General features: G+C 68.1%; 18 protein-coding genes. 4 read left to right on the top strand and 14 right to left on the bottom strand.

Going from position 1 to position 19,959, the window contains the following annotated elements; translation table 11 throughout:
• Positions 1 to 224 precede the first annotated feature (224 nt).
• Positions 225 to 992 (bottom strand): SDR family oxidoreductase, encoded by a 768-nt coding sequence (locus WMF46_RS33455; RefSeq protein WP_437980914.1) that lies wholly within the window; start codon positions 990 to 992, stop codon positions 225 to 227.
• 138 nt (positions 993 to 1,130) lie between these two features.
• Between WMF46_RS33455 and WMF46_RS33450 the strand changes: the two genes are divergently transcribed.
• Together WMF46_RS33450 and WMF46_RS33445 are read left to right on the top strand one after the other, a co-directional pair.
• Positions 1,131 to 2,114, top strand: a complete 984-nt coding sequence (locus WMF46_RS33450) for an AraC family transcriptional regulator (protein ID WP_437980913.1) — start codon at positions 1,131 to 1,133, stop codon at positions 2,112 to 2,114.
• Positions 2,115 to 2,369: 255 nt separating this feature from the next.
• A complete protein-coding gene (locus WMF46_RS33445; protein ID WP_437980912.1) occupies positions 2,370 to 2,975 on the top strand; it encodes a hypothetical protein in 606 nt (201 codons plus the stop codon).
• 250 nt (positions 2,976 to 3,225) lie between these two features.
• Here the strand turns inward: WMF46_RS33445 and WMF46_RS33440 are convergent, their stop codons facing one another.
• From WMF46_RS33440 to WMF46_RS33390, 11 genes are all read right to left on the bottom strand, one after another.
• The gene (locus tag WMF46_RS33440; protein WP_437980911.1) at positions 3,226 to 4,299 is read right to left on the bottom strand and encodes a ferritin-like domain-containing protein; all 1,074 of its coding nucleotides are present in this window, start codon (positions 4,297 to 4,299) and stop codon (positions 3,226 to 3,228) included.
• A gap of 290 nt (positions 4,300 to 4,589) precedes the next feature.
• Positions 4,590 to 5,480, bottom strand: a complete 891-nt coding sequence (locus WMF46_RS33435) for a transposase (RefSeq protein ID WP_437980910.1) — start codon at positions 5,478 to 5,480, stop codon at positions 4,590 to 4,592.
• 5 nt (positions 5,481 to 5,485) lie between these two features.
• Positions 5,486 to 6,325 carry a HEAT repeat domain-containing protein gene (locus tag WMF46_RS33430; RefSeq protein ID WP_437980909.1) on the bottom strand — a complete coding sequence of 280 codons (840 nt, stop codon included), beginning with the start codon at positions 6,323 to 6,325 and terminating at the stop codon, positions 5,486 to 5,488.
• Between the two features lie 97 nt (positions 6,326 to 6,422).
• Positions 6,423 to 6,587, bottom strand: a complete 165-nt coding sequence (locus WMF46_RS33425; protein ID WP_437980908.1) for a hypothetical protein — start codon at positions 6,585 to 6,587, stop codon at positions 6,423 to 6,425.
• Between the two features lie 303 nt (positions 6,588 to 6,890).
• A complete protein-coding gene (locus tag WMF46_RS33420) occupies positions 6,891 to 8,711 on the bottom strand; it encodes an enoyl-CoA hydratase-related protein (protein WP_437980907.1) in 1,821 nt (606 codons plus the stop codon).
• 103 nt (positions 8,712 to 8,814) lie between these two features.
• A complete protein-coding gene (locus WMF46_RS33415) occupies positions 8,815 to 9,831 on the bottom strand; it encodes a GlxA family transcriptional regulator (RefSeq protein ID WP_437980906.1) in 1,017 nt (338 codons plus the stop codon).
• Between the two features lie 428 nt (positions 9,832 to 10,259).
• Positions 10,260 to 10,493, bottom strand: a complete 234-nt coding sequence (locus WMF46_RS33410) for a hypothetical protein (RefSeq protein ID WP_437980905.1) — start codon at positions 10,491 to 10,493, stop codon at positions 10,260 to 10,262.
• Positions 10,494 to 10,532: 39 nt separating this feature from the next.
• Entirely contained in the window at positions 10,533 to 11,186 is a 654-nt protein-coding gene (locus WMF46_RS33405; RefSeq protein ID WP_437980904.1) for a hypothetical protein, read from the bottom strand.
• An 11-nt stretch (positions 11,187 to 11,197) separates the two neighbouring features.
• Positions 11,198 to 12,664, bottom strand: a complete 1,467-nt coding sequence (locus tag WMF46_RS33400; RefSeq protein WP_437980903.1) for a hypothetical protein — start codon at positions 12,662 to 12,664, stop codon at positions 11,198 to 11,200.
• A 324-nt stretch (positions 12,665 to 12,988) separates the two neighbouring features.
• A complete protein-coding gene (locus WMF46_RS33395) occupies positions 12,989 to 13,135 on the bottom strand; it encodes a hypothetical protein (RefSeq protein ID WP_437980902.1) in 147 nt (48 codons plus the stop codon).
• 115 nt (positions 13,136 to 13,250) lie between these two features.
• Positions 13,251 to 13,667 (bottom strand): hypothetical protein, encoded by a 417-nt coding sequence (locus WMF46_RS33390; protein WP_437980901.1) that lies wholly within the window; start codon positions 13,665 to 13,667, stop codon positions 13,251 to 13,253.
• Positions 13,668 to 13,842: 175 nt separating this feature from the next.
• On the opposite strand from WMF46_RS33390, the gene WMF46_RS33385 reads away from it, so the two are divergent.
• Positions 13,843 to 14,415, top strand: coding sequence for a CAP domain-containing protein (locus WMF46_RS33385; RefSeq protein WP_437980900.1), 573 nt, complete (start codon positions 13,843 to 13,845; stop codon positions 14,413 to 14,415).
• A gap of 260 nt (positions 14,416 to 14,675) precedes the next feature.
• On the opposite strand, the gene WMF46_RS33380 is transcribed toward WMF46_RS33385, so the two are convergent.
• Positions 14,676 to 14,834 (bottom strand): hypothetical protein, encoded by a 159-nt coding sequence (locus tag WMF46_RS33380; RefSeq protein ID WP_437980899.1) that lies wholly within the window; start codon positions 14,832 to 14,834, stop codon positions 14,676 to 14,678.
• Between the two features lie 467 nt (positions 14,835 to 15,301).
• Positions 15,302 to 18,037 (bottom strand): kelch repeat-containing protein, encoded by a 2,736-nt coding sequence (locus WMF46_RS33375; RefSeq protein ID WP_437980898.1) that lies wholly within the window; start codon positions 18,035 to 18,037, stop codon positions 15,302 to 15,304.
• A gap of 649 nt (positions 18,038 to 18,686) precedes the next feature.
• On the opposite strand from WMF46_RS33375, the gene WMF46_RS33370 reads away from it, so the two are divergent.
• Positions 18,687 to 19,913 carry a DNRLRE domain-containing protein gene (locus WMF46_RS33370; RefSeq protein ID WP_437980897.1) on the top strand — a complete coding sequence of 409 codons (1,227 nt, stop codon included), beginning with the start codon at positions 18,687 to 18,689 and terminating at the stop codon, positions 19,911 to 19,913.
• Positions 19,914 to 19,959 lie beyond the last annotated feature (46 nt).

The following is a 19,959-nucleotide window of genomic DNA, read 5'->3' as shown; positions in this document are numbered from 1 at the left end:
GGGCATGCAGGCAGAAGGTCGGGCCATGCGTTCTTCTTGTTGAATAGGGGTTGAACAGGTAACAGCGCCGCCGAGATGGGCGGCATCGCCGGCTGAGAGGTCGCTGCGCGCCGCTGTGAACGCCGCGAAGGACCCGTCGGTTGACGCTCAACCGTGTCCCCGCTGAATGGCTTCCGCGCGGCCGACGAGGTCGGCAGCCCGATGAAGGCCTGACCGTCAGACTGTCAGCGCGCCGTCATTCCGCCGTCGACGCGGTAGTTCCCGCCGGTCAGCCACTTCCCGCGATCCGACGCGAGGAGCGTGACGACCTCCACGACGTCGTCGGTGGTGCCGAGGCGTCCGAGCGGCACCTGCTGGACAAACGCGTCGGCCGGAATGCCCATCCCGTCGGTGAACGTCTTCCGCAGCTCGTCGGCGCTCGGTGTCGCCACCGGCCCCGGCGTCACGACGTTCACGCGGACGCCGCTCGACGCGAGCTCCACGGCGAGCGTGCGCGAGTAGGTGTCGAGCGCCGCCTTCGCGGCGCAGTAATGCGCGAACGGGCCGTACGGAATCGTCGCTGCCGTCGACGAGATGTTCACGACCGCGGCGGCCTTCGAGGCGCGGAGCGCCGGCAGGACCGCGTTCGTGAGGCGAACCGCGGAGAGGAGGTTGAGCGCGAGGGTGTCTTGCCACTCCTCGTCGGGGATCGTCGGGGAGCCTCCCAGAAACCCGCGCGACCCGCCCGCGTTGTTCACGAGGATGTCGAGGCCGCCGAGGGCCGCGAGCGCCTCCGCGGCGATCGCCTTCACCCCTTCGCTCGTGCGGACGTCGCCTGAGATGAACGTCGCCGCCGAGGGTGTGACGTCGCTGCGCGAGCGCGCGGCGACCACGACCTTGGCGCCGGCATCGAGAAGGCGCTGCGCGATCGCCGCGCCGATGCCGCGCGAGCCTCCGGTGACGAGGGCACGGCGACCGATGAACTCGTTCGAGAGATCGAGCTTGCTGGACATGATGTTCCTTTCGTCGAGAACGACGCGTCCTTCATACGGCTCGCGATCCGCACGAACCATGCGAAGTCGTCTGGGAAAGTTTCGAGATCGTCCGCACGGCTTGGACACCGCGGCCCGCGCCCATTACGCTGTCGAGCGATGGATGCCTTGAGCGCGGTGCTTGCCCCGGTTCGTCTGCAGCGGACGCGCTGGGTCTCCACCGTCGGGCGCGCGCCTTGGGGCGTCGCCCTGCCGGTGGTCAAGAGCTGCATCCGGTTCCACTACGTGGTGCGCGGCAGCGCCTGGCTCAGCGTCGACAAGACGGACGAGCCGCGCGTCGCGCTCTCCGGCGGCGATCTCGCGGTACTTCCGCTCGGCCACGCCCATGCGCTGCGCGACCATCCGCGGAGCCCCCCCCGGAGCTTCGCCGAGCTCGTGCGATGCGCCCCCAACCCGACCCATGACGTCATCCACATCGACCTCGGCACGAAAGGCCCGGAGACGACCTTCATCACGGGCGGCTTCGTACTCGACGATCCGCTCGCGACACCGATCCTCGCGACCCTGCCACCGCTCATCCGGATGACTCCCGACACGGAGCAGGCGGTGCCGTCGTTCCTCGAGAACATCCAGTTCATCACGCGCGAGATCGAGACGAACCGGCCCGGGTCCGAGATCGTCCTCCTCCGGATGGCGGACGTCATGTTCATCCAGATCCTCCGCGCGTACCTCGCGCGCTTGCCCGAGGACGGCGGCGGCTTCCTCGGCGCGCTCCGCGATCCGAGCACCGCCGCGGCGCTCGGCGCGATGCACCGGCGCGCCGAGGAGCCGTGGACGGTGGCCTCGCTCGCGAAGGAAGTGGGCCTCTCGCGCTCGGTCTTCGCGGCGCGCTTCACCGCGCTCGTCGGCGAGCCGCCGCTCGGCTACCTCACGCGGCTCCGCATGCAGAAGGCTGCGGTTCTCCTCCGCGAGGGCGCGCCGCTCGCGAAGGTCTCGCGCCTCACTGGCTACTCGTCCGAGGCCTCGTTCAGTCACGCGTTCCGGCAGTGGGCCGGCGTGGCCCCCGGCGCGTGGCGGCGGCGCCTCAAGCCAAGCGATCAGAGCGCGGCTTCGGACGGAGGGCGTCGAGCCCTCCGTGCTTGAAGGCGTAGTACCAGCGCTCGAGCGCGTAAGTGAAAAAAAGCCCTCTTGCTGGGCAAGTGAAAGAAGCCCTATCGCTTGGCGGAGCGGTGCGCGCGCGTAAGGTGTTGTATGTCAGCCAGCGCGTGAGCATGGCTTGCTAATGAAGAGTCGCGGCTGGTTGAACACTCGAAGCGCGCCCCCTTGACCTGGCGTGCGCCGCCGCGTAACCATCGCCTTCGGTGGCTCCAGCGTGGAGCGTGGGTTCTCTAGGAGAAGATGGTCATGCAAGTGTATTACTTGATCCCGCTCGTGTTCATGGCGGCCGCTTTCGCGTACTCGATGTACGTCCGCAAGAAGGCCATGGCCGAGGCCGCCAACATGAGCCCGGAGGAGATCGAGCAAAAATTCAGCGACTTCTACGCCCAGTATTACGAGCTCCAGCCCGGCGAGCGCATCATCGGCAACTGGAGCGGAGTCGAGTACCAGGCGCCCGCCGGCACGGCCCGCCGCATCGCTGGCGGAGTCCTCAACGCCGCATCTGCCGCCGTGATCGGCGTCTCCACCTACGTTCCCAACGTTCACGTCGGCCTCACCAACCGCGGCCGCGTCCTCGTCTCTCGCGAGTACAGCGACTTCGGCAAACGCGGCAACTACAAGCACCTCGCCGCCCTCGATCAGGGCACCCGCGCCTTCAACCAAGACGCGACATATCCCGGCCAGGACATCGGCCCCCGCCCCGGCAACCCCTTCAACCCTCTCGTGAGCCTCGAGTTCATCCAGCTCCGTTCGCCGAGCGGCGACACCTACGAAGCGTGGCTGTCCCCGCAGGGCAGCCGCCACGGCCAGCACGGATTCAGCTCGATCTTGCAGTCGCTCGGTTGAGCGCGGCGAGCGGGGCGACGCCGACCAAACCGCTCATCCCTGCCAGTTTGCAGCCTCATAAGGCCACCTGATGGCGCTCCGCCGTCGTGCGGCGGGGCAGAGCGCGCAAGCCCCTGCCCGAGAACGCCACGGCCCGCGATGCGTCGGCTGTGAACGCGAAGAGACTCACAAGGAGCAATACGAGGTCGTCCTGCGTGACGTCGAGACGGGCGAAGAGGACCCTTGCGAGTCTCCCGAGAGCGAGCGGCGCTCATTCGAGGAGAAGGCCAGGTTGACCGCGGAGCGCGTCCCCATGGGCGGATTGGTCTGCGCGTCCTTGGCCAAGCGCTGAGAGCGCCTCGCGCGCGAGCGCGTGCGCGAGCTGCACTGCGACGACGGGTGAGGGAAGCCCGAGAACATCGGCGAAGAGAGCCTCCCCGCGTTCGTGCGCACTCTGCATCAAGAGCTCACGTAAGGCGCGGCGCATGGCGCGCCTTACCCGACGGAGCTCGTCCTTCGTGAGCTGCGACGCGCACCAGGCATGGATGTCCCAAGCCAACTGCCCGTGATGCGCCTCGTCGCGCGCAATTTCGTACATGACGTGGCGCACGTCCTCGTCGCTCGCGTGCACGGCTTGGTGGACGGCGACGAGCGCCGCGAACGCTTCGAATACGCATCCCTCCGTCGCATTCTCGATAGCGAATTCGAGGAGCGAGCGGCCTCGTGCTCGAGCCTCGATGGGGATGTCCACCGGACTGCCGCCGCGGCGGTGCGCCAAGATCCGCATCATTCGGGCATGGCGCACCTCCTCGGCAGCCGCGTCGAGGGCCCGCTCGGAGAGCTGGTTCGGCGCCCCGAAGGCTTCGAGCTCCTCGCGGAGCGCGAGGAAGCTGTGCACACTGCCCTGCTCCGCGGAAGCGGCACGGGCGAGCCACGCACCGAGCGCGTCTCGCCCGCCTCCGCGCGCACCGTGGGTCCAATTCGCGTGACGCCTTCCTTCACACGGGTACACGATGGTCATGTCGCAGCGGATGGTCACGCTCTCTTCGGCTGCGGAACCCGCGGCGCCGCCCGCGCCCGCTTGCGGGAGCGGGTCGACGACGGCGCAGTCGTGCACGCCCTTCACGATGAAATTCTCGGAACGAAAGGCCTCGGTGCAGAGCCGCTCGCACTCGGAAGGCTCGAGCGTGCCGTCTTCGCCGAGGGAAGCGCGCAGCTCCGCCAGGGTGACGTCCTTTTCGCTCTCACCACGCGCAGGCTGGTTGTCGCAGTCGCCCGTGTCGAGGCACCCGGGAACGAGCGCTGCGATCAGGGCGACGAGGGAAAAGCGGGCGTGATTGGACATGGTTCACCTCAAGGAAGCTCGCAGGTCGCGGCCATGACGTCCGGATGGTCGAGGCAAGTGCCCTTGGCGCATTGCGTCTCACTGTGGCGATAGCCGTAGTTGCAGCTGACGATCTTGTCGTGCGGATAGGAAACCGCAGAACCTTCGCCCGTGTCAAGCCCCGCGGGGACGGTGCCTGGTGAGCCACCCGCAGAGCGCCAGACGGCACAGCTGGCTGCCTGCCGGAATGGCGGGTCGGCATACTCGCGCTGGAGGCGACCCGGAGCTGCAGCATCAGCCCCCCGGAGGCGTCAGCCCGAAGGCGAGCGGGGGAGAGTCGGGCTGCCCGAGAGCTCGCGCGCGATCCGGCGCGTCGTCTCACGAACGAAGGCGCTCGCATCATCCTGACCGACGGCGAGCCACTCCCGGCTTTCGTGTCGGGCGAGCGACTCGATGGCGACTGCCCGCGACACCTCCGTTCCGGAGCGCGCGGCGGCCGCGACCAGCGGCAAGCACCTGCCGCCGAGCACCGCCCCGAGCTTCAACAGCAGCTCCGATCCGTCGCTGTTGAGGCGCGCCTTGATGCGTTCGGCGCCGGCGTCGAACTGATATTGACGAGGCCTCGCGCCCCAAGCGGCCGTGTTCTGTAGGATATTGACGGAGATGCTGAACGCCTCGGGAGGGAGCTGAATGTGGACGTCAGCGCTGCGACGGAACATCATCACCTTGCCCGGCGACAGCACCGTATCCTCGAGGAAGCGGAGCTCGACCGGCTCTTCGGGCAGACCGATGATCGCATCATGGTCGTACTCGTAGACGCGTGTCCGATAGCCTGGACCCAAGTAGCCCACGGTGAAGAAGCTGAAATCGTGGTCGTGGGCGAACTCGTAGGCAAAGAGCTCCTCACCGACGCGGCCGCGCGCCGGCTCCCAGACCACCGCGCGCAAGGAGTAGTACGTAGAACGATGCAGCATGAATGCTTGAGAGCTGTACTGGTTCGACCCCCCGAACGACTCGTTCGCGTGCATCACCGCTCGTACGTGCTCGGCGAGGAACGACCGGTTGTTGCTGAGGCGGCGGAGCATCGCCGCGGTGGCGTCCAGGTCGACGGCGAACACGCCGGGTCCCTTTTCGTCGAGGTGCGCGATGAGCGCGGCGAGATCGATCGCCTGATTCGTGTCGATGTTCCACGTGATCGCCATCGCGATTACTCCATGCGCCCAGCGCGGGTCAGGTTTTCGAGAGTACGCAGCGCGGCGCTCCGCACGTGCGGATGCGGATCGTCCGTCGTGGCTCGGAGCACCGGGAGCGCTTCGACCAGATCCACCTCGATGAGGTGCTTGAGCGCGGTCCAGCGGACGAAATGCGACGGCGAGCGCACAGCCATCCATCGCAGATCGGGCGCCGCGCCGGCGCCGCACAGCCGGCGCAGGATCGCCGCACAGAACTGCTGCCGCGTCGCGTGCACATCGGACGACGAAACGTTGCAGGCGAGCATCGTCGTCCTGTCGAAATGCCATACCAACGGGTCCTGGGCGCGCAGCGCGAACTCCACGAGCACGACGCCGGTCGTTACCTCGCGCACGTCGAGCACGTCCTGCGTCGGTCGCTGCTCGAAGTAGCTTCCCGAGGCAAAGACGCGCGCGCCGCGCCGCTCGAGCCGCGCGGACCGGTCGAGGACATCCTTTCGCTCCAGTTGACGGACCTCGTAGAGGTCGATCAGCATTGCCCCCCCGAGCACGCCGACCAGGAGGTGCGTCGGAGTCGACATCAGATAGGGAAACTCGGGCTGTCCGGAGCTCTCGATCGCCGCTTGCGCGGGTACATACCGGAAACCCATGTTGATCCAGTCATCCTTGTACAGGATGATCTGCGAACCGCTGGCGATGGTACCCGGGTCGAATATCTCCGCTTCACCCGCCAGGGCGCGGGTCAGCCACCTCGCCACGAGCTGTTCGAGCTCATCCGACGCGAGCAGGCGCTCGAAAGGATCCCGGTAGTCGTCGATGTTGTGAGAGCGGATGGATTTCAGCTTGCCTAGGTGCATGGCCCACCGGACGTGCGCGGCTTCTATTCGCCGCGCGGCCGAGGCGCGAAGCGAAGGTTAGGTTGGCGTTCGTGCCTCGGCCCGTGGCGGGAATTTCTCAGCTATGCGCGTAGAGAAAAGCGAGGGCAAAGATGAGCCCGCAGGGCGGACCGCCCACGTGCGTCCCCTGGACGGGCAACCCCACCTCTTCCTCGAGGTCCTCGACGAGGAGCGCGATATCATCCCTAGCAGGCGTGCCGTTGTCGATCATGTTCACCTCCATCACGTGATCCCTTTCATGGTCATTGCCGCAAGATCATGGTGTCGCGGTTCTTCGCGGCCCTTCGCGGCTCTTCGCGGTTCTCTCTTGCAGCGCCCGTGCCGGGCGCACAGCGCCGGTGCCGGGCGGCGGAACTCGCAGATCGCCGGCGCTGCCGTCCTCCTCGCGGCGGCGCTTTCCGCGCGGCGCGCGCCCGCCCCTGTAGGCGCGCGCCCACAGGTGTAGGCGCGCGCCTACGCCTCGCGCGCCGACAGGTCTTCATCCGCCGGGCGAGCGTGGGGTCCTTCGCTCACGGGCGCGAGCCCATCACGGTGTCGCGGCGAGGGCAACGGCTTCCCAGCCGATGGACGCGAAGGAACGGCGGCTACGGCCCAGCCCGGGCGCCTCGGCGCAATGGGCGTTGCCGCAGGCCGCATCCAGGTTCGTCACGCATTTCAGCAGGCCGACCTTGGGTACTTTCCGGACGAAAGCGCTGCGGGCCAGGTGGTAGGCCGGGGCCTCGCCCCAGATACTCCGGCGCATCTCCGCCAGCTCCTCTTCCCGGTAAGCCGCCAGCGGTTTCCGCCGCTCGTCGGCGGCCCGTTCGGCCCGCTTGCCCTCCAGCCAGGCGTGATGATGGCCGCTGCTGGCCAGCTGCTCGGCGATGCGGCCGATCTGCTCGCGGAACTGGGAGAAATGGCTGCCGCCCAGGTCGTCCTGCACGATGATGTCATCCACGAGGCCGATCGCCCTGGCCTCGCGGATGCCGAGCGGCAGGCAGCGCTCGGTGAGCTCCACGGCCTTGGCCAAGCCCACCCGCTTCGGCAGGGAATAGGTCCAGTATTCGGAACCGTAGAGCCCCCCCATGCCTTTGTAATGCGGGTTGAGGACGATGCCGTCGCGGGCGAGCACCCGGTCGGCGGCCAGGGCCATCATCACCCCGCCGGCCCCGGCGCTGCCGTACATGGCGGCGATCACGATCTGGTCGGATGCAGTCAGGATGGCCTTGCAGAGGTCATCCATGGCATTGATGTTGTTCCAGGTCTCCTGGGCCGGGTCGGCGGCGGCCTCGATCAGGTTGAGGTGGATGCCGTTGGACCAGAAATCCCGCCCGCCCTGCAGGACGATGACCCGGGTGGGGCGGCGGCGGGCGAACAATACAGCCTGCTCCAGGCGCCGGCAGTGGTCGGTGCCCATGGCGCCGTTGTAGAAACGGAAATTCACGTAGCCGACGTTGCTCTTCTCCTCGTACCAGATGTCGCGGAACGTCTTGCCCCGGGTGAGGGCGTCGATGAAGAGCGGCAGCTCCGGCACCTCCTGCATCGCATCGGGACCCAGCACCATGGCCGCAGGCAGCTTGAACCGCCGCTCCTCCGGACCGTCCTTCGGCTTCAGGTGGGAAATCCACACGGCCCCGTCCACCGCTGCCCGGCAGACGGCGCCATGGCGCTGGGCGATGATGTCCCCCGGCTTGCCCACCAGCGCGCTCTCCTCGTGGGCACCGAAGAGATAGACCTCCTGGCCGGCGATCTCGTCCAGCACCCCCGGTGCGCCGTCCCCGGTCCGCACCTTGCGGAGGATGTCCGCCACCCGGTCCGACTCCCAGTCGACGCGGCGCTGGGCCTGCTTCAGCACAGGCCGGAACTGGCCCAGGGGCTCGGCCCGCGAGTACTCCAGGGGCGCCGGCACGAAGATCCGGCCCTCGAAGCGCTGCACCGCCACCTCCATGGCCTTCACCGCGCAGCGGGTGATCTCGTCCCGATACAGGCTGCTCTTGCCGCACTCGCGCATGGCGCAGCGGTAGGTGGCCCAGATGGGGCCGGAATCCATGTGCTCGACGGCCTCCACGACGGTCACGCCCCACGCGGTTTCCCCGTTGTAAATGGCCCAGTCCAGGGAATGGGGACCACGGTCGCCGACGATGCCCGGGTGGACGATCAGGCAGGGCGTTCGGCTCCAGATGTCACGCGGAATGACATGGGCCAGCATGGGGCAGAGAATCAGATCGGGCCTGAACTGCGCGACCACTTCGCGCATCGCTCCCGCGGTCGTCGCCGCGGCAACACCCACCTGATGGCGATCCTTGAAGAGCACGTACGCCTGCTGGGTCAGGCTGTTGAAGCTGCTGGATAGCAATAGTAGTCGCATGGTGGCTCCGGACGGTTGATGGGCTTCAACAGGATCTATTGCCATGGAAAGTACCGTCGGAATGACGGGAGTCTACCCGTTGCCGCATGACCGGAGGATCGGATCACAGAACACTCCCCCTTTTGAAACGCGACCGGTAGACCAGGGGGCTCACCTTGAAGTTCCTCTGAAAACAGCGACGCATCGCTTCTGCGCCACCAAATCCACACTTTTCCGCGATCATCTCCACCGGCGACAGACTATTTTCAAGCCATGCCCTGGCCTTCTCCAGGCGGCTCTGCTCGACGAACCTGGCGGGGGTGAGCCTCACTTCGCGCTCGAACAGGCGAGCGAAATTGCGGGGGCTCATGTGCATGCGCCGCGCCAGGGCGTCTACGCGCAGGTTGGCCTCGGGATGGGCGTCGATCCAGGTCTGCAGCTCCCGGAAATCTCGCCGGGCGCTGGAGCTGTTGTGCAGGGCCACGTTGAACTGGGACTGCCCACCGGGTCGGTTGGGGAAGACCAGCAGCCAGCGCCCCACCATGGCGGTCGCCTCCGGCCCGAAATCCTCCTCGATCATGCAGAGGGCGAGGTCCATGCCCGCCGTGACGCCACCCGAGCTGTAGCGGGAGCCGTCACGGATGGCGAGACGATCAGGTTCCACCCGGATGTCCGGGTATTCCTCTGCCAGTTGCTGGCACCAGTGCCAGTGGGTGGTGGCGCGGCAGCCGTTCAGCAGCCCGGCCTCGGCCAGCAGAAAGGCGCCGGTGCAGACCGAGCCGATCCGCCGCACCCGCTGGTCCATGCTCCGGACCCAATCCACCAGGACCGGATTGGCGCGGGCCCGGTCGACCCCGATGCCGCCCGTCACCAGCAAGGTGTCGATGTCGTCCCCCACATCGGCCAGGTCATGGTCCGCAATGATCTGGAGCCCTGACATGGTCCTGATGGGTCCCGCCCGCTCGGCGATCACCGAAAATCGGTACGCCGTCCAATCGGGACTGTAGGTGAGGTGGAGCCAGCAGTTGAGGAAGGAGAACACCTCCAGTGGACCGCACACATCCAGGATCTGGCAGTCGGGGAAGGCCAGCATGGCAATGTGGCGGGTTCTCGGTGAGGTCGTCGGGGTGATGTCGGTCACGGCCACCTCCTCGGACTGGGATTCGATGGTGCGGCGGCTTGAGCCTGTCGGCAACGTCAAAGATCCCACCTTCTCTGCCAACGACCAGCCTCGGCGCCGGGATTCGTATCGCGCGCTCTTGTCCTGCCTGACCGACGCGGGCGGTAGCCGCACCTGAAAGAGGCCGCGCGCCGGGCGATCCCTGGGGGTCAGGGTGGTTGTCGCTTTCCTGGATCCAGCAAGGGTAGAAGGACCTGGATAGGGCGGAGTTGGAGTCCGCATGCGACGACCGCATTCAGCAGCATTTCGAGCCAAGATGATCCAGCGAATGACCGGTCCCAACAGGTGACGGCAACGGAGCTCGGCGATGCTGGGTTCGCTGGCGACCGCGATCCTGCTGTGGCGGCGCGAGTCCGCGCCCCGCGCCGCCCAGGCGTCTCAGGATGGCGTCAAAGGGTCGTGATCGTCACGTCGTCGAAGCGCACGTCGCTCATCGCCCACGAGAACAGGGCGACCGAACCCCACGCGTACGTCGCCTCGTTCGGCGCTGCCAGCACCACCTGATCGTTGACCTTGATCCGGTGCGTCGTCCCCTCGCGCTCGACCCGCACCGTCATCCATGCGTTCTGCGGCGGCACGTAGCTCGTGTTGACCGCGAGCTCGGTGAAGACCCCGTTGTCCACCCGGACCAGGCGCGCGACTGCGGGGTCTCCCTGGGCCCCTCATGGCTGCCCCGGGTCGCTCCTGCTCACAGTGAACGGCGCGCTCTTGTCGCTCGTCTGATGAAAACCATCGCTGGCGATCAGCACCAGGGAAACGGCTTCCGGCGGGAAATGGTCGGCGTTGAGCTCGATCTTGCTCGCGGCGTCGAGCTCGCCCTGGCGCGCCAGCACCGAAGCGACGGCATCACGGGTGCCGTCGGGGCTCTCGGTGAGCACGAGAAAGTGCATCGCGACGTTGTCCGGATGAGACGCGTCCCACGTCACGCGCTGTGCGCCGGATATCACGCCGTCAGCAGGCGGCGTCCAGGTGAGGCGAACCACCGGACGGCCGGCAGGGGCATGCGCCTCGTGGATCACGCGGTCGCGCCAGCGTAACCGCAGGCCCGCAGTCCCGTCAGGCCTGGCGACCGCGCCGCTGATCAGCCGCTGCACCGGCGATGGTGACGCCGGTCCGGCGGGCGTGGAGCAGACGACCTTGGCGTCGACCAAGGTCTTGATCAGCACCACATCGTTGTCGTCGAGCAGCTCGACCTCCACCACGTCATCGCCGGTCGCGTTCGAGCTGGGGTGCGGCCGCACGTCTGCGGCAAAGGGGACGTGGAGCTGGAGCGCCCCGTTGTCTTCGAGAATTCCGCTCAAGATCAGTGTTTTCATGGGTCGTGCTCCTAGCTCTCGATCAGGCTTCGATAGACGCGGACGTACTCTTCCGCCGTCGGCCACGTGTCCCCGCAGTAGCTCATGATCGCCGGCTTGCCCTTGGCGACCACCTGGTGCGTGAGCGGCGACCAGCCGGGGGCTCCTGACCTCTGAGGCAGCGACGGATCGACGTTGTCCGGTGACAGGCAGCCGCTGGCGTGCCTCAGCCCGTAAATGTGACCAATCTCGTGTACGGCGATCGTGTCGGCGCTCGGGTAGAGGCCGACGATGATCGTCGACAAGGACCTGATGCCGACCGTTCTGCCGCCAGGAACCGCCGACATGCTGGGAGCGACCACGCCGACGACGGTCTCGCCGAGGATCAGCTCGGGCTGGATCCCGGCGAACAATCGGATGAAGTTGATTCGAGCCACCATCTCGCCGTAGCCGCTTCCGTCCCCGCCTACGTCGATCTCCAGGGTGATCGTCGCGGGTCTCGTCGGGGCCACGAAGACCGACCCATCGGGCACAGGCAACCGCGCCTCCATGCCCAGCGCGGACAGGTTGCTCAAGAAGGGTGTCGGATCGATCGATGTGCCGAACCTGCCCGTGTCGACCGGGGTCTGGATCCTCAACAAACGAAACAGGATGGGCCGGCCCCGAGCGAACCCGGCCGAGACTTGGTCTGTGTGGAAGAAGCCGTCCTGCTCTGTGAGGTTCCTGATGAAGACCGTCACCTTGAAGACGTAGTGGGAGCGCTCGATGTCGACCGGGAGGGCTGAACCGAGCACCTCGAAGTTCAGCGACGCCGACGTCTTGCTGGGGTCGACGGCCGTGCCGAACAGCGGAACCTGCACTCCGTCGATGCGCCCCGTCGGGTTGAGCGCGTTGAACCGGACGCCGGCGCCCCCGACGAGGCCGACCTCGACGAACCCATCGACGACAGTCCCCGGCGGCAACGGATTCCGTATGCTAAGGAACGCCCTTACCACGGTGGTCTTGCCGCCCACCAGCACGCGGTCGCCACCGGATGGCGTCGCGACCTGAACGATCTGGATGTCGTCGATGCGCAGACCAGGCGTCCCGGGCGGCGGCGGAGGGTCCGGGACGGTGCGATCGATGCTCACCCGCCACGGTGTCTGAGGGTGGCCGCGCACAGGGGTGTTATCGCCAGGCACGTCATCGTTGGCGCCCAACACAAGGGTTCCGGTCGCGGGGGCGCGCATGCTCGCAACCTTCCCGATATGAAAGGTGGCGATCCGGGTTCCGAACCCATCGACAATCCCGCCGATAAGGGCATAACGGACGCCATCTGGCAAAGGATAGCCAGCGTCGGGCCGCCTGTCGTCCTCCAATCCGCCGTTCTGCCGCCGGCCGTCGCCGTCCACCTGGATTTGGTGAAGAAATCGTGTGCCTTGATCGATAAACCCGACGCATTCGAACCTCAAGGCGTCGCCGGCGGAGACCGCCAGGCCGGTGTTGACCGTAGGTCCCACGACCTGGATTATTTGTGTTGTCGTGCCCATTGTTCTCGCTTTCGGTTCTGTGGTTGGATGAACATGACGGATGAATGGCTGAGCATCGGACGGGTAAGTCGGATGCCGCGAGATCCTTCTTGATGCATGCGCAGGACGTGCTGATACGTCCGACGCCGGATGGCCGGCAGCGGCGCTCGTGGGCCGCCTGCGCCTTGTTCGAGTTCATTACGCGCCTCGCCCGACGACGTTTCGTCGCGGAGCGCGGGTCGTGGCGATTTACCTGACGATGCCGAGGCGGGCGAGACGGCGATCCACTGGGTCCACGACGATCTCGCCTCGGTTCTATCGACCCGGGGCCGTCAGGTCCCCGCGCGGCGCGGCCGACGTTCCCAGGACCAGCCCCGCATTCTTGAGGAAGGCGGGGCGTCCCCGGTGGAGCGCCTCCGGGGTGATCTCCGAGGAAGGGGGGTCCTTGCGCGGCTTGGCCATGATGTTTCTTCGTCGGGGCCCCCGCCCCGCGCTTCGAGCTGGGTGTCTCGTTCGGCCCACGTCATCGTCACGCCGAGCGAGCGGTACCACGCCGTCTTGGAGTAGCCCCTTGTTCCTACTTCTTCCCCACGCGCCTCTTCATCGCCGCGAGCTCCGCGTCGATCTCGGCGTCCACGTCCCTCGACGGGAGCTCCCGGGCGGAGCTCGGGGACGGCTTCTCCGGAGGGGCGGTCGGTGCGGGCTTCTCATGGTCGATACCGATCGCTCGCGCGACGCGCTCGGTGAGCGAGGCCTTCGGCTCCTCCGGGAGCGGCGGGACGTCGGCCGGGTCGAACGCCGTCAGGCACGCGCCGCACTGGACGACGTCCTCGGCGCTGTCCCATAGCGAGACGGCGACGAACAGGCTCACGTTGAACGTCTTCTTCGCCCGGTAGAAGACCCCGGCGGTCCCGCACTGCGGACACCCGCCCCGGAACTTCTCCCCCGATCGCTCCACCCGCTCGCGGGTGCCGAACATGAGCGGGAACTTCATGGATCGCTCCATATCACGGTGCGCCCCGAGCGTCACTCGAGGTCCGGCGCCATGCCCGGACGCCGCCGTCGACACGGCTGTAGGGCTTCTCGGTACAAGGCCTGTCGTGCGTTGACATGGCCCATCATCGAATGAATTGTTGCGGCGCGCGGCCGGGCTGTAGGACAATGGTTCCGTGAATACGCTCGGCTCACGCCTCCACGGGTTCGCGCTGTTCTGCCTGATGCTCGCCCTCGCTGCCGGGTGCGGCAGCTCGTCCGACGACGCCGACGCCCCGGCGAGCGGCCAGGGCGACGACGAGCCGCCCCGGATGGTCGGGATGACCGCGGCCCACAACGCGGCGCGCGCCGCGGTCGACCCGCCCGCCGAGCAGCCGCTGCCCCCGCTCTCGTGGTCGTCCGAGCTTGCCGCGGTGGCTCAGGCCCATGCCGACAAGTGTGTGTTCCGCCACAGCGCGAACGGCTACGGAGAGAACCTCTTCGCGACGTCGAGCGGCGCCTCACCCACCCCCGAGGATGTCGTCGGCTCGTGGAGCAGCGAGGCGGTCAGCTACGACCTCGCGAGCAACGCCTGCAGCGCCGCCACGTGCGGCCATTACACCCAGGTGGTCTGGGCCGACTCCCTGCGGCTCGGCTGCGGGATCGCCAGCTGTGCGGACGGCTCACCGTTCGAAGGAGTCAGCGCCTGGCAGTTCTGGGTGTGCACTTACGATCCTCCCGGCAACTTCGTCGGCCAGCGCCCCTACTGAGCCGAGCGCGCAGCGCGCCCTGAGCCGCCCGCGTCGCGCCCGCCCTGAGCCGCCCGCGCGTAGGTAAAAGAAGCCGGATCGCTGCGTGAAGAAGTGTGGCGCGGCGAACCGAAGGGGCGGGACCGCGAGCGTCGCGACGCGTCGTTCATGGGTCGAAAGAGTGGGCCCCGCGCGGCGCAGAGCGTGCAAAGGGGCGCATCGGAGTGCCGCAGGCACACGTCGCCCTCCGGGAGTTGGTCTGGCCCGGGATGTTCTGGCGGCTATGGGGCGTCCCCGAGCGCTTTGCGGCGCAGGACGGTGCTCTTCCAGTACGGCGGCCCTCGGTTGGGTGAGCGGCCTGGAACGTCGGTCGACTCACCGAGCGCGGTGAGGAAGCGGGCGATGTTGCTCGGCTCGGTGATCATGGCGACGAGCTTCATCCTGCCCTTGCAGGCCGGGCACTCGAGGACATCGAGCGCAAACGTGCGGCGCAGAAGCTCGGCGCGGGTCGTCGGCCGCCCGGTAGCCGCCCCGCTTGCGTCTGGGAGCGGGCTCGTCGTCCGCCTTCGCGGGCTGTTGCGGCTTCGCAGGGCGCGGTCCGATCAGCTTGCGCGCCAACGTGGGCGGCTAGCAGACGCGAGCACCCCCGCGGCACCCTGGCGGTGCCTTATGGCGCGCTCGCCCCGGGCGACGACATGCGCGCGCACGTCGCCTTCTTCATCGAGCTGCGCGGCGGCCGCATCGCGTCGCAGCGCGAGTACAGCTGCTTCGAGCCGTGGTGAGCCGCGCCCGCCGGGGGCGACCCCGGACCTCTGCCGATGATGGGCAGAGGTGGAGTCCGGGACGAAGCGCTCCTCCGCGGAGCAGCGCGTCCGGGCGGCGCGCGGGCGCGACGGCTTCGCGGGGGTCAGGGGGTGTAGATCTCGACGCTCGGTTGGAAGTAGCCCATGACGATCACCCTGCCGTCCGCGAGCAGGAGCATCGAGTTGTCGTGGTGGGTACGGATCTCGTTCATCGGCCCCGTCGCGGCCCAGGTGTTCGATACCGGATTGTAGATGTCAGCGCTCGGGAGGTCGCCGCTACCGCTGTACCCCCCCGAGACCAGCACCCTGCCGTCGTTGAGCCGCGTCGCGGCCAGCTCGGCGCGGGGAGTGGTCGTGGGACCGGTTAACCAGGTATTCGTCCCTGTGTGATAGATCTCGGAGATCGACGGATAGCCGCTCGCGTACCCTCCGACGATCAGCACGTCGCCGTTGTTGAGCAGCGTGGCGGAATGGGCCGTGCGTGCCTCGCTCATCTGGCCCGCGGACGACCATGTACCGGCTGTCGGGTCGTAAATCTCGGCGGTTTTGAGGTACGTGCTGCTGCCGCGACCTCCGGTGACCAGCACCTTGCCGTTCTGGAGCAGCGTCGCGGTGTGACCGGAACGGATACTGGACATGGACGCGGCTAGCGACCAGGTGTTGGTCGCCGGGTCGAAGAGCGCGGTGCTCGCCAGCCCGTTGTTGGATTGGAAATCCGCTCCCCCGGCGACCAGCACCTTGCCGTTCTGGAGCAGCGTCGCGGTGTGACCGGCACGGGCGAGAAAAACGCTCGTGGATCCCACCGACGACCATGTGTTGGTGGCGGGATTGTAAAGCTCGGCGGCGGCCAGCCCAGCATTGGCGTCCCAGTGCCCCACGACGAGCACCTTGCCGTTCCCGAGCAGCGTCGCCGTGTGAATCGTTCGGACCGACGCCATGCTGGCGGCGGATGTCCATGTGTCGTTCGTCGGATTGTACAGCTCGGCGGTGGCCACAAAGTTGCCGGTAGTATTCTCCCATCCGCCCGTCATGAGCACCCTGCCGTCCTGAAGCAGCACCGCGGCGCCTTGCGTGTGGCGCCCGATGTTCGGCGCCGCGTACTTCCATTTCTCGGCGTTGTGGTCGTAGAGCTCGACGCCCGCCAGGTACTCGGTGGAGATGGATCCATACTTGAGACCTCCCGTGACGAGCACCTTCTTGTTGTCCAGCAGCGTCGCGGTGTGCTGGGTGCGCGCGCTCCCCATCTGCTTGACCCCGATCCAGGTGTTGGTCGCCGGGTCGTAGGCCTGGGCGCTGCTCGTCGCCGTGGTGGCCGCGGTGTCTCCGCCCGTGACGAGCACCTTGCCGTCGTCGAGCAGCGTCGCCGCGTGGGAGCTGCGGGGGGTGGCCATCGGCGCGGCCGCGGTCCAGCCGAGCGTCGCCGGGTCGTAGAGCTCGGCGCTCGACAGCTCATGGGATGTCGGGTGGTAGCCGCCCACCACGAGCACCTTGCCGCTGCTGAGCCGCGTCGCTGTGTGACGGTAGCGGGCCGTGCCCAGCGACCCCGTCGACGACCACGTGTTGCTGTTCGGGTCGTAGAGCTCGGCGCTCGTCAGGTAGGTACTGCCGTTGCGTCCGCCCGCGACGAGCACCTTGCCGCCCGCGAGCGACGTCGCCGTGTGCCCGTGGCGGGCCGTGGCCAGGGGCGCGGCCGACGACCAGCTGTTGGACCCGGGATCGTAGAGTTCGGCGCTCGACAGCGTGGAGCTGGCGCCGATGCCGCCGGTGAAGAGCACCTTGCCGTTGTCGAGCGGCGTCGCGGCGTGCCCGAACCGGGCCGCGACCAGCGACCCGGCCGACGACCAGGTGTTCGTGTTCGGGTCGTAGAGCTGGGCGCTCGCGATGGGCACGTTGGTGGCGTTGCTGCCGCCCGCGATGAGCACCTTGCCGTTGTTCAGCCGCGTCGCCGTGTGAGAGCGGCGGGCCGTGGTCAGCGACCCGACCGATGACCAGCTGTTGGCGATCGGGTCGTACAGCTCCGCGCTCGCCAGCACGGCGCCGTTGTAGCCGCCCACGACAAGCACCTTGCCGTTCTGGAGCAGCGTCGCGGTGTGCGCGCTGCGCGTCGTGCTCATCGTGGCCGCCGGCGCCCAGATCGGGTCGACCAGCGCCGGCTCGCCCCCCGCGTCCGCCCACAGCTCGATCGTTGCCCCACGCACCTCCAGGCGCGCCGCGATCGGCCGACCGCCGCGCGCGTACGCCGCCGGTGCCGTCACGCGCAGCCGCGCCGCGCCCGCCTCGTCGACCACCTCGACCGCGTCGCCCTGCTGCCGCAGCGTCGCGCCCTCGACCTCCCACGCCGCCGCGGGCGCGTCCGCGCGCGCCGCGCCCGCCTCCAGCAGCAGCCACTCCTCGTAGCCCTCGTCGATCGCCGACCAGAACGACGTGCCGCCCTTGCGCGGATACGCCACCGCCCGCTCGACGATCTCGCCCTCGCCGTCGGCGTCGAGCTCGCGCACGCGCGCCTCGAACCCGCCGGGCAGGTGAAACCGGATCTCGCCCTCGCCGCGCGCCGGCAGCGCCGCGTGCAGCCCGCCGCGGCGCGCGAAGGCTGCCTGCAGGTCGAGCTCACGCGTCAGGTCACCGGTCGAGGCGAGCGCGAAGCCGCCCTCGACCGCGACGAAGCCCTCGCTGGCCTGGAGCACCTCGGGCGCTTGCTCGGGGAACTGGAGCCGCAGGTCGTCGCTTGAAGGCGGCTCGGGGCCGAGCGCGCAGCCGGCGCCGCCGGCCGAGAGCGCTCCGCCGAAGAGCCAGGCCGATAAGATGAATAGCCAGCGTTGGAATGGGGATTGAAAACGCATCACGGATCTCCTCTTGAGCCAGCGGCTCCGCGAGACGGAACGCCTCGTGGGTGCGCGTAAGCGCACGCGTGTATCCGTGTGCCGCTTGCAGGGGACGTACCAGCCCGATGTCCGCGGAGAAGCGCCGTCACCTCCCGCCCGCCCCGCTCCGCGATGGCCGCCGAAGTTGCGCAATCCAGTTTGGGTTTTGCGGAGGCGAGCATGCCCGGCGCCGAAGCGACGAACCTCGAGACCATCACCCGCTTCCTCCGCCCCGTGGAGGGCGGCGTCACGCTGCGACCGTGACATGTCACGTGACATGTCACGGTCGCAGCGTGACGATTTTCGTTCACCCCTAGGAAGTCAGGGTGAACCCCTGACCGCAGTGCAAACATTGAACCCACTTCGACTGAGTCTGCCCCCTGCTGTGGCGCACAACTCCGCGCTGAGTGGGTGAAACGGCGAGCGGGCAGCCGCACGCCCCTTGGTACGCGAGGCCCTGAGGGCCGATCGGTGCTGGGCTGCTCATGCTTCTGCAGAGCTTCGTTCAAGGGAGCTCTTGATGCGTAGGCATGAACATCCACTCATTCGATCTCTGAGCCTATCCGGGCGCCGATGCCTGGGCCGGCGGAGCTACTGGCTGTCCACGAGCAGCCTCCTTCTCCTCGCGATGGCCGCCGGCGGCGCCTGCAGCTCGGGGGCTCCGGAGGAGGAGCTGCACGGAACCGCGAAGCTTGCAGCGGGCGAAGAGGACCCGACCTGCGTCACGATCCAGCGCGGCACGGCCGGCGCCGTAGAAGACGTCACCATCTGGGAGATGATGCCGACCTGGGCCGACAACACCGTGCTCTTCCGCACGGGCACCTTGGCCGGGTTCGGCGTACGTCACGCCGTGCTCCGATTCGACCTCTCCCCGGTGCCTACCGGGGCGAACGTCACAGCCGCGACGCTGCGCCTTCGCCAGATCTACCGGGACGACACCACCTCCAGCACCATCAATCTCCACCGGATCACCTCGCCGTGGACCGAGGCAACGGCGACCTGGCAGAGCCTCGGGAACGGCACCGCCTTCGATGCGGCGATCGCGTCATCGTTCCAGTCGCTGCCCGGCGCCGGGTTCCGCACGGCCGACCTGACCTCGCTCACCGCGGCGTGGCTTGCGAGCAGCGTTCCGAACCACGGCGTGCTGCTGGAGGAGGCGCCGGTCCTCACCACGAGCTTCCGGAGCAGCGAAGAGCCCCAGCTCGCCGAGCGGCCGAGCCTCGAGGTCTGCTACACGACCAGGTCGACCTGCACAGGCACCCTCGACGACGGTGACGCGTGCACGACCGACACGTGCCATCCGACGCTCGGGATCCTCCGCACGCCGATTGCCACCGACGACGGCGACCCGAGCACGATGCGCGTAGGTAAACGAAGCCGGATCGCTGCGCGAAGAAGTGTTGCGCGGCGAACCGAAGTGGCGGGACCGCGCGCGTCGCGACGCCTCGTTCATGGGTCGAAAGAGCGGGCCCCGCGCGGCGCAGAGCGCGCCAAGGGGCGCATCGGGGTGCCGCGGGCATACGTCGCCCTCCGGGCGTTGGTCTGGCCCGGGATGTTCTGGCGGCTATGGGGCGTCCCCGAGCGCCTTTCGGCGCAGGACGGTGCTCTTCAACCGCTCGGGGCTCCGGGTCGCCTGCGGCGCCCTGCGCCCCGAACCCCCAGTACGGCGGCCGCCGCGTCGACGCTGGGTGAGCGGCCTGGAACGTCGGTCGGCTCACCGAGCGCGGTGAGGAAGCGGGCGATGTTGCTCGGCTCGGTGAGCATAGCGACGAGCTTCATCCTGCCCTTGCAGGCCGGGCACTCGAGGACATCGAGCGCCAACGTGCGGCGCAGAAGCCCGGCCCACGGCCGGTAGCCGCCCCGCTTGCGTCTGGGAGCGGGCTCGGCTCCTGCGCGGCGGA

Origin of the sequence: Sorangium sp. So ce117 (genome assembly GCF_051524395.1) — a bacterium.
In the GTDB taxonomy this organism is placed as follows: domain Bacteria; phylum Myxococcota_A; class Polyangia; order Polyangiales; family Polyangiaceae; genus Sorangium; species Sorangium cellulosum_B.
The sequence above is the reverse complement of the archived record's forward strand: the minus strand, read 5'-3'. Positions and strand labels throughout refer to the sequence as shown.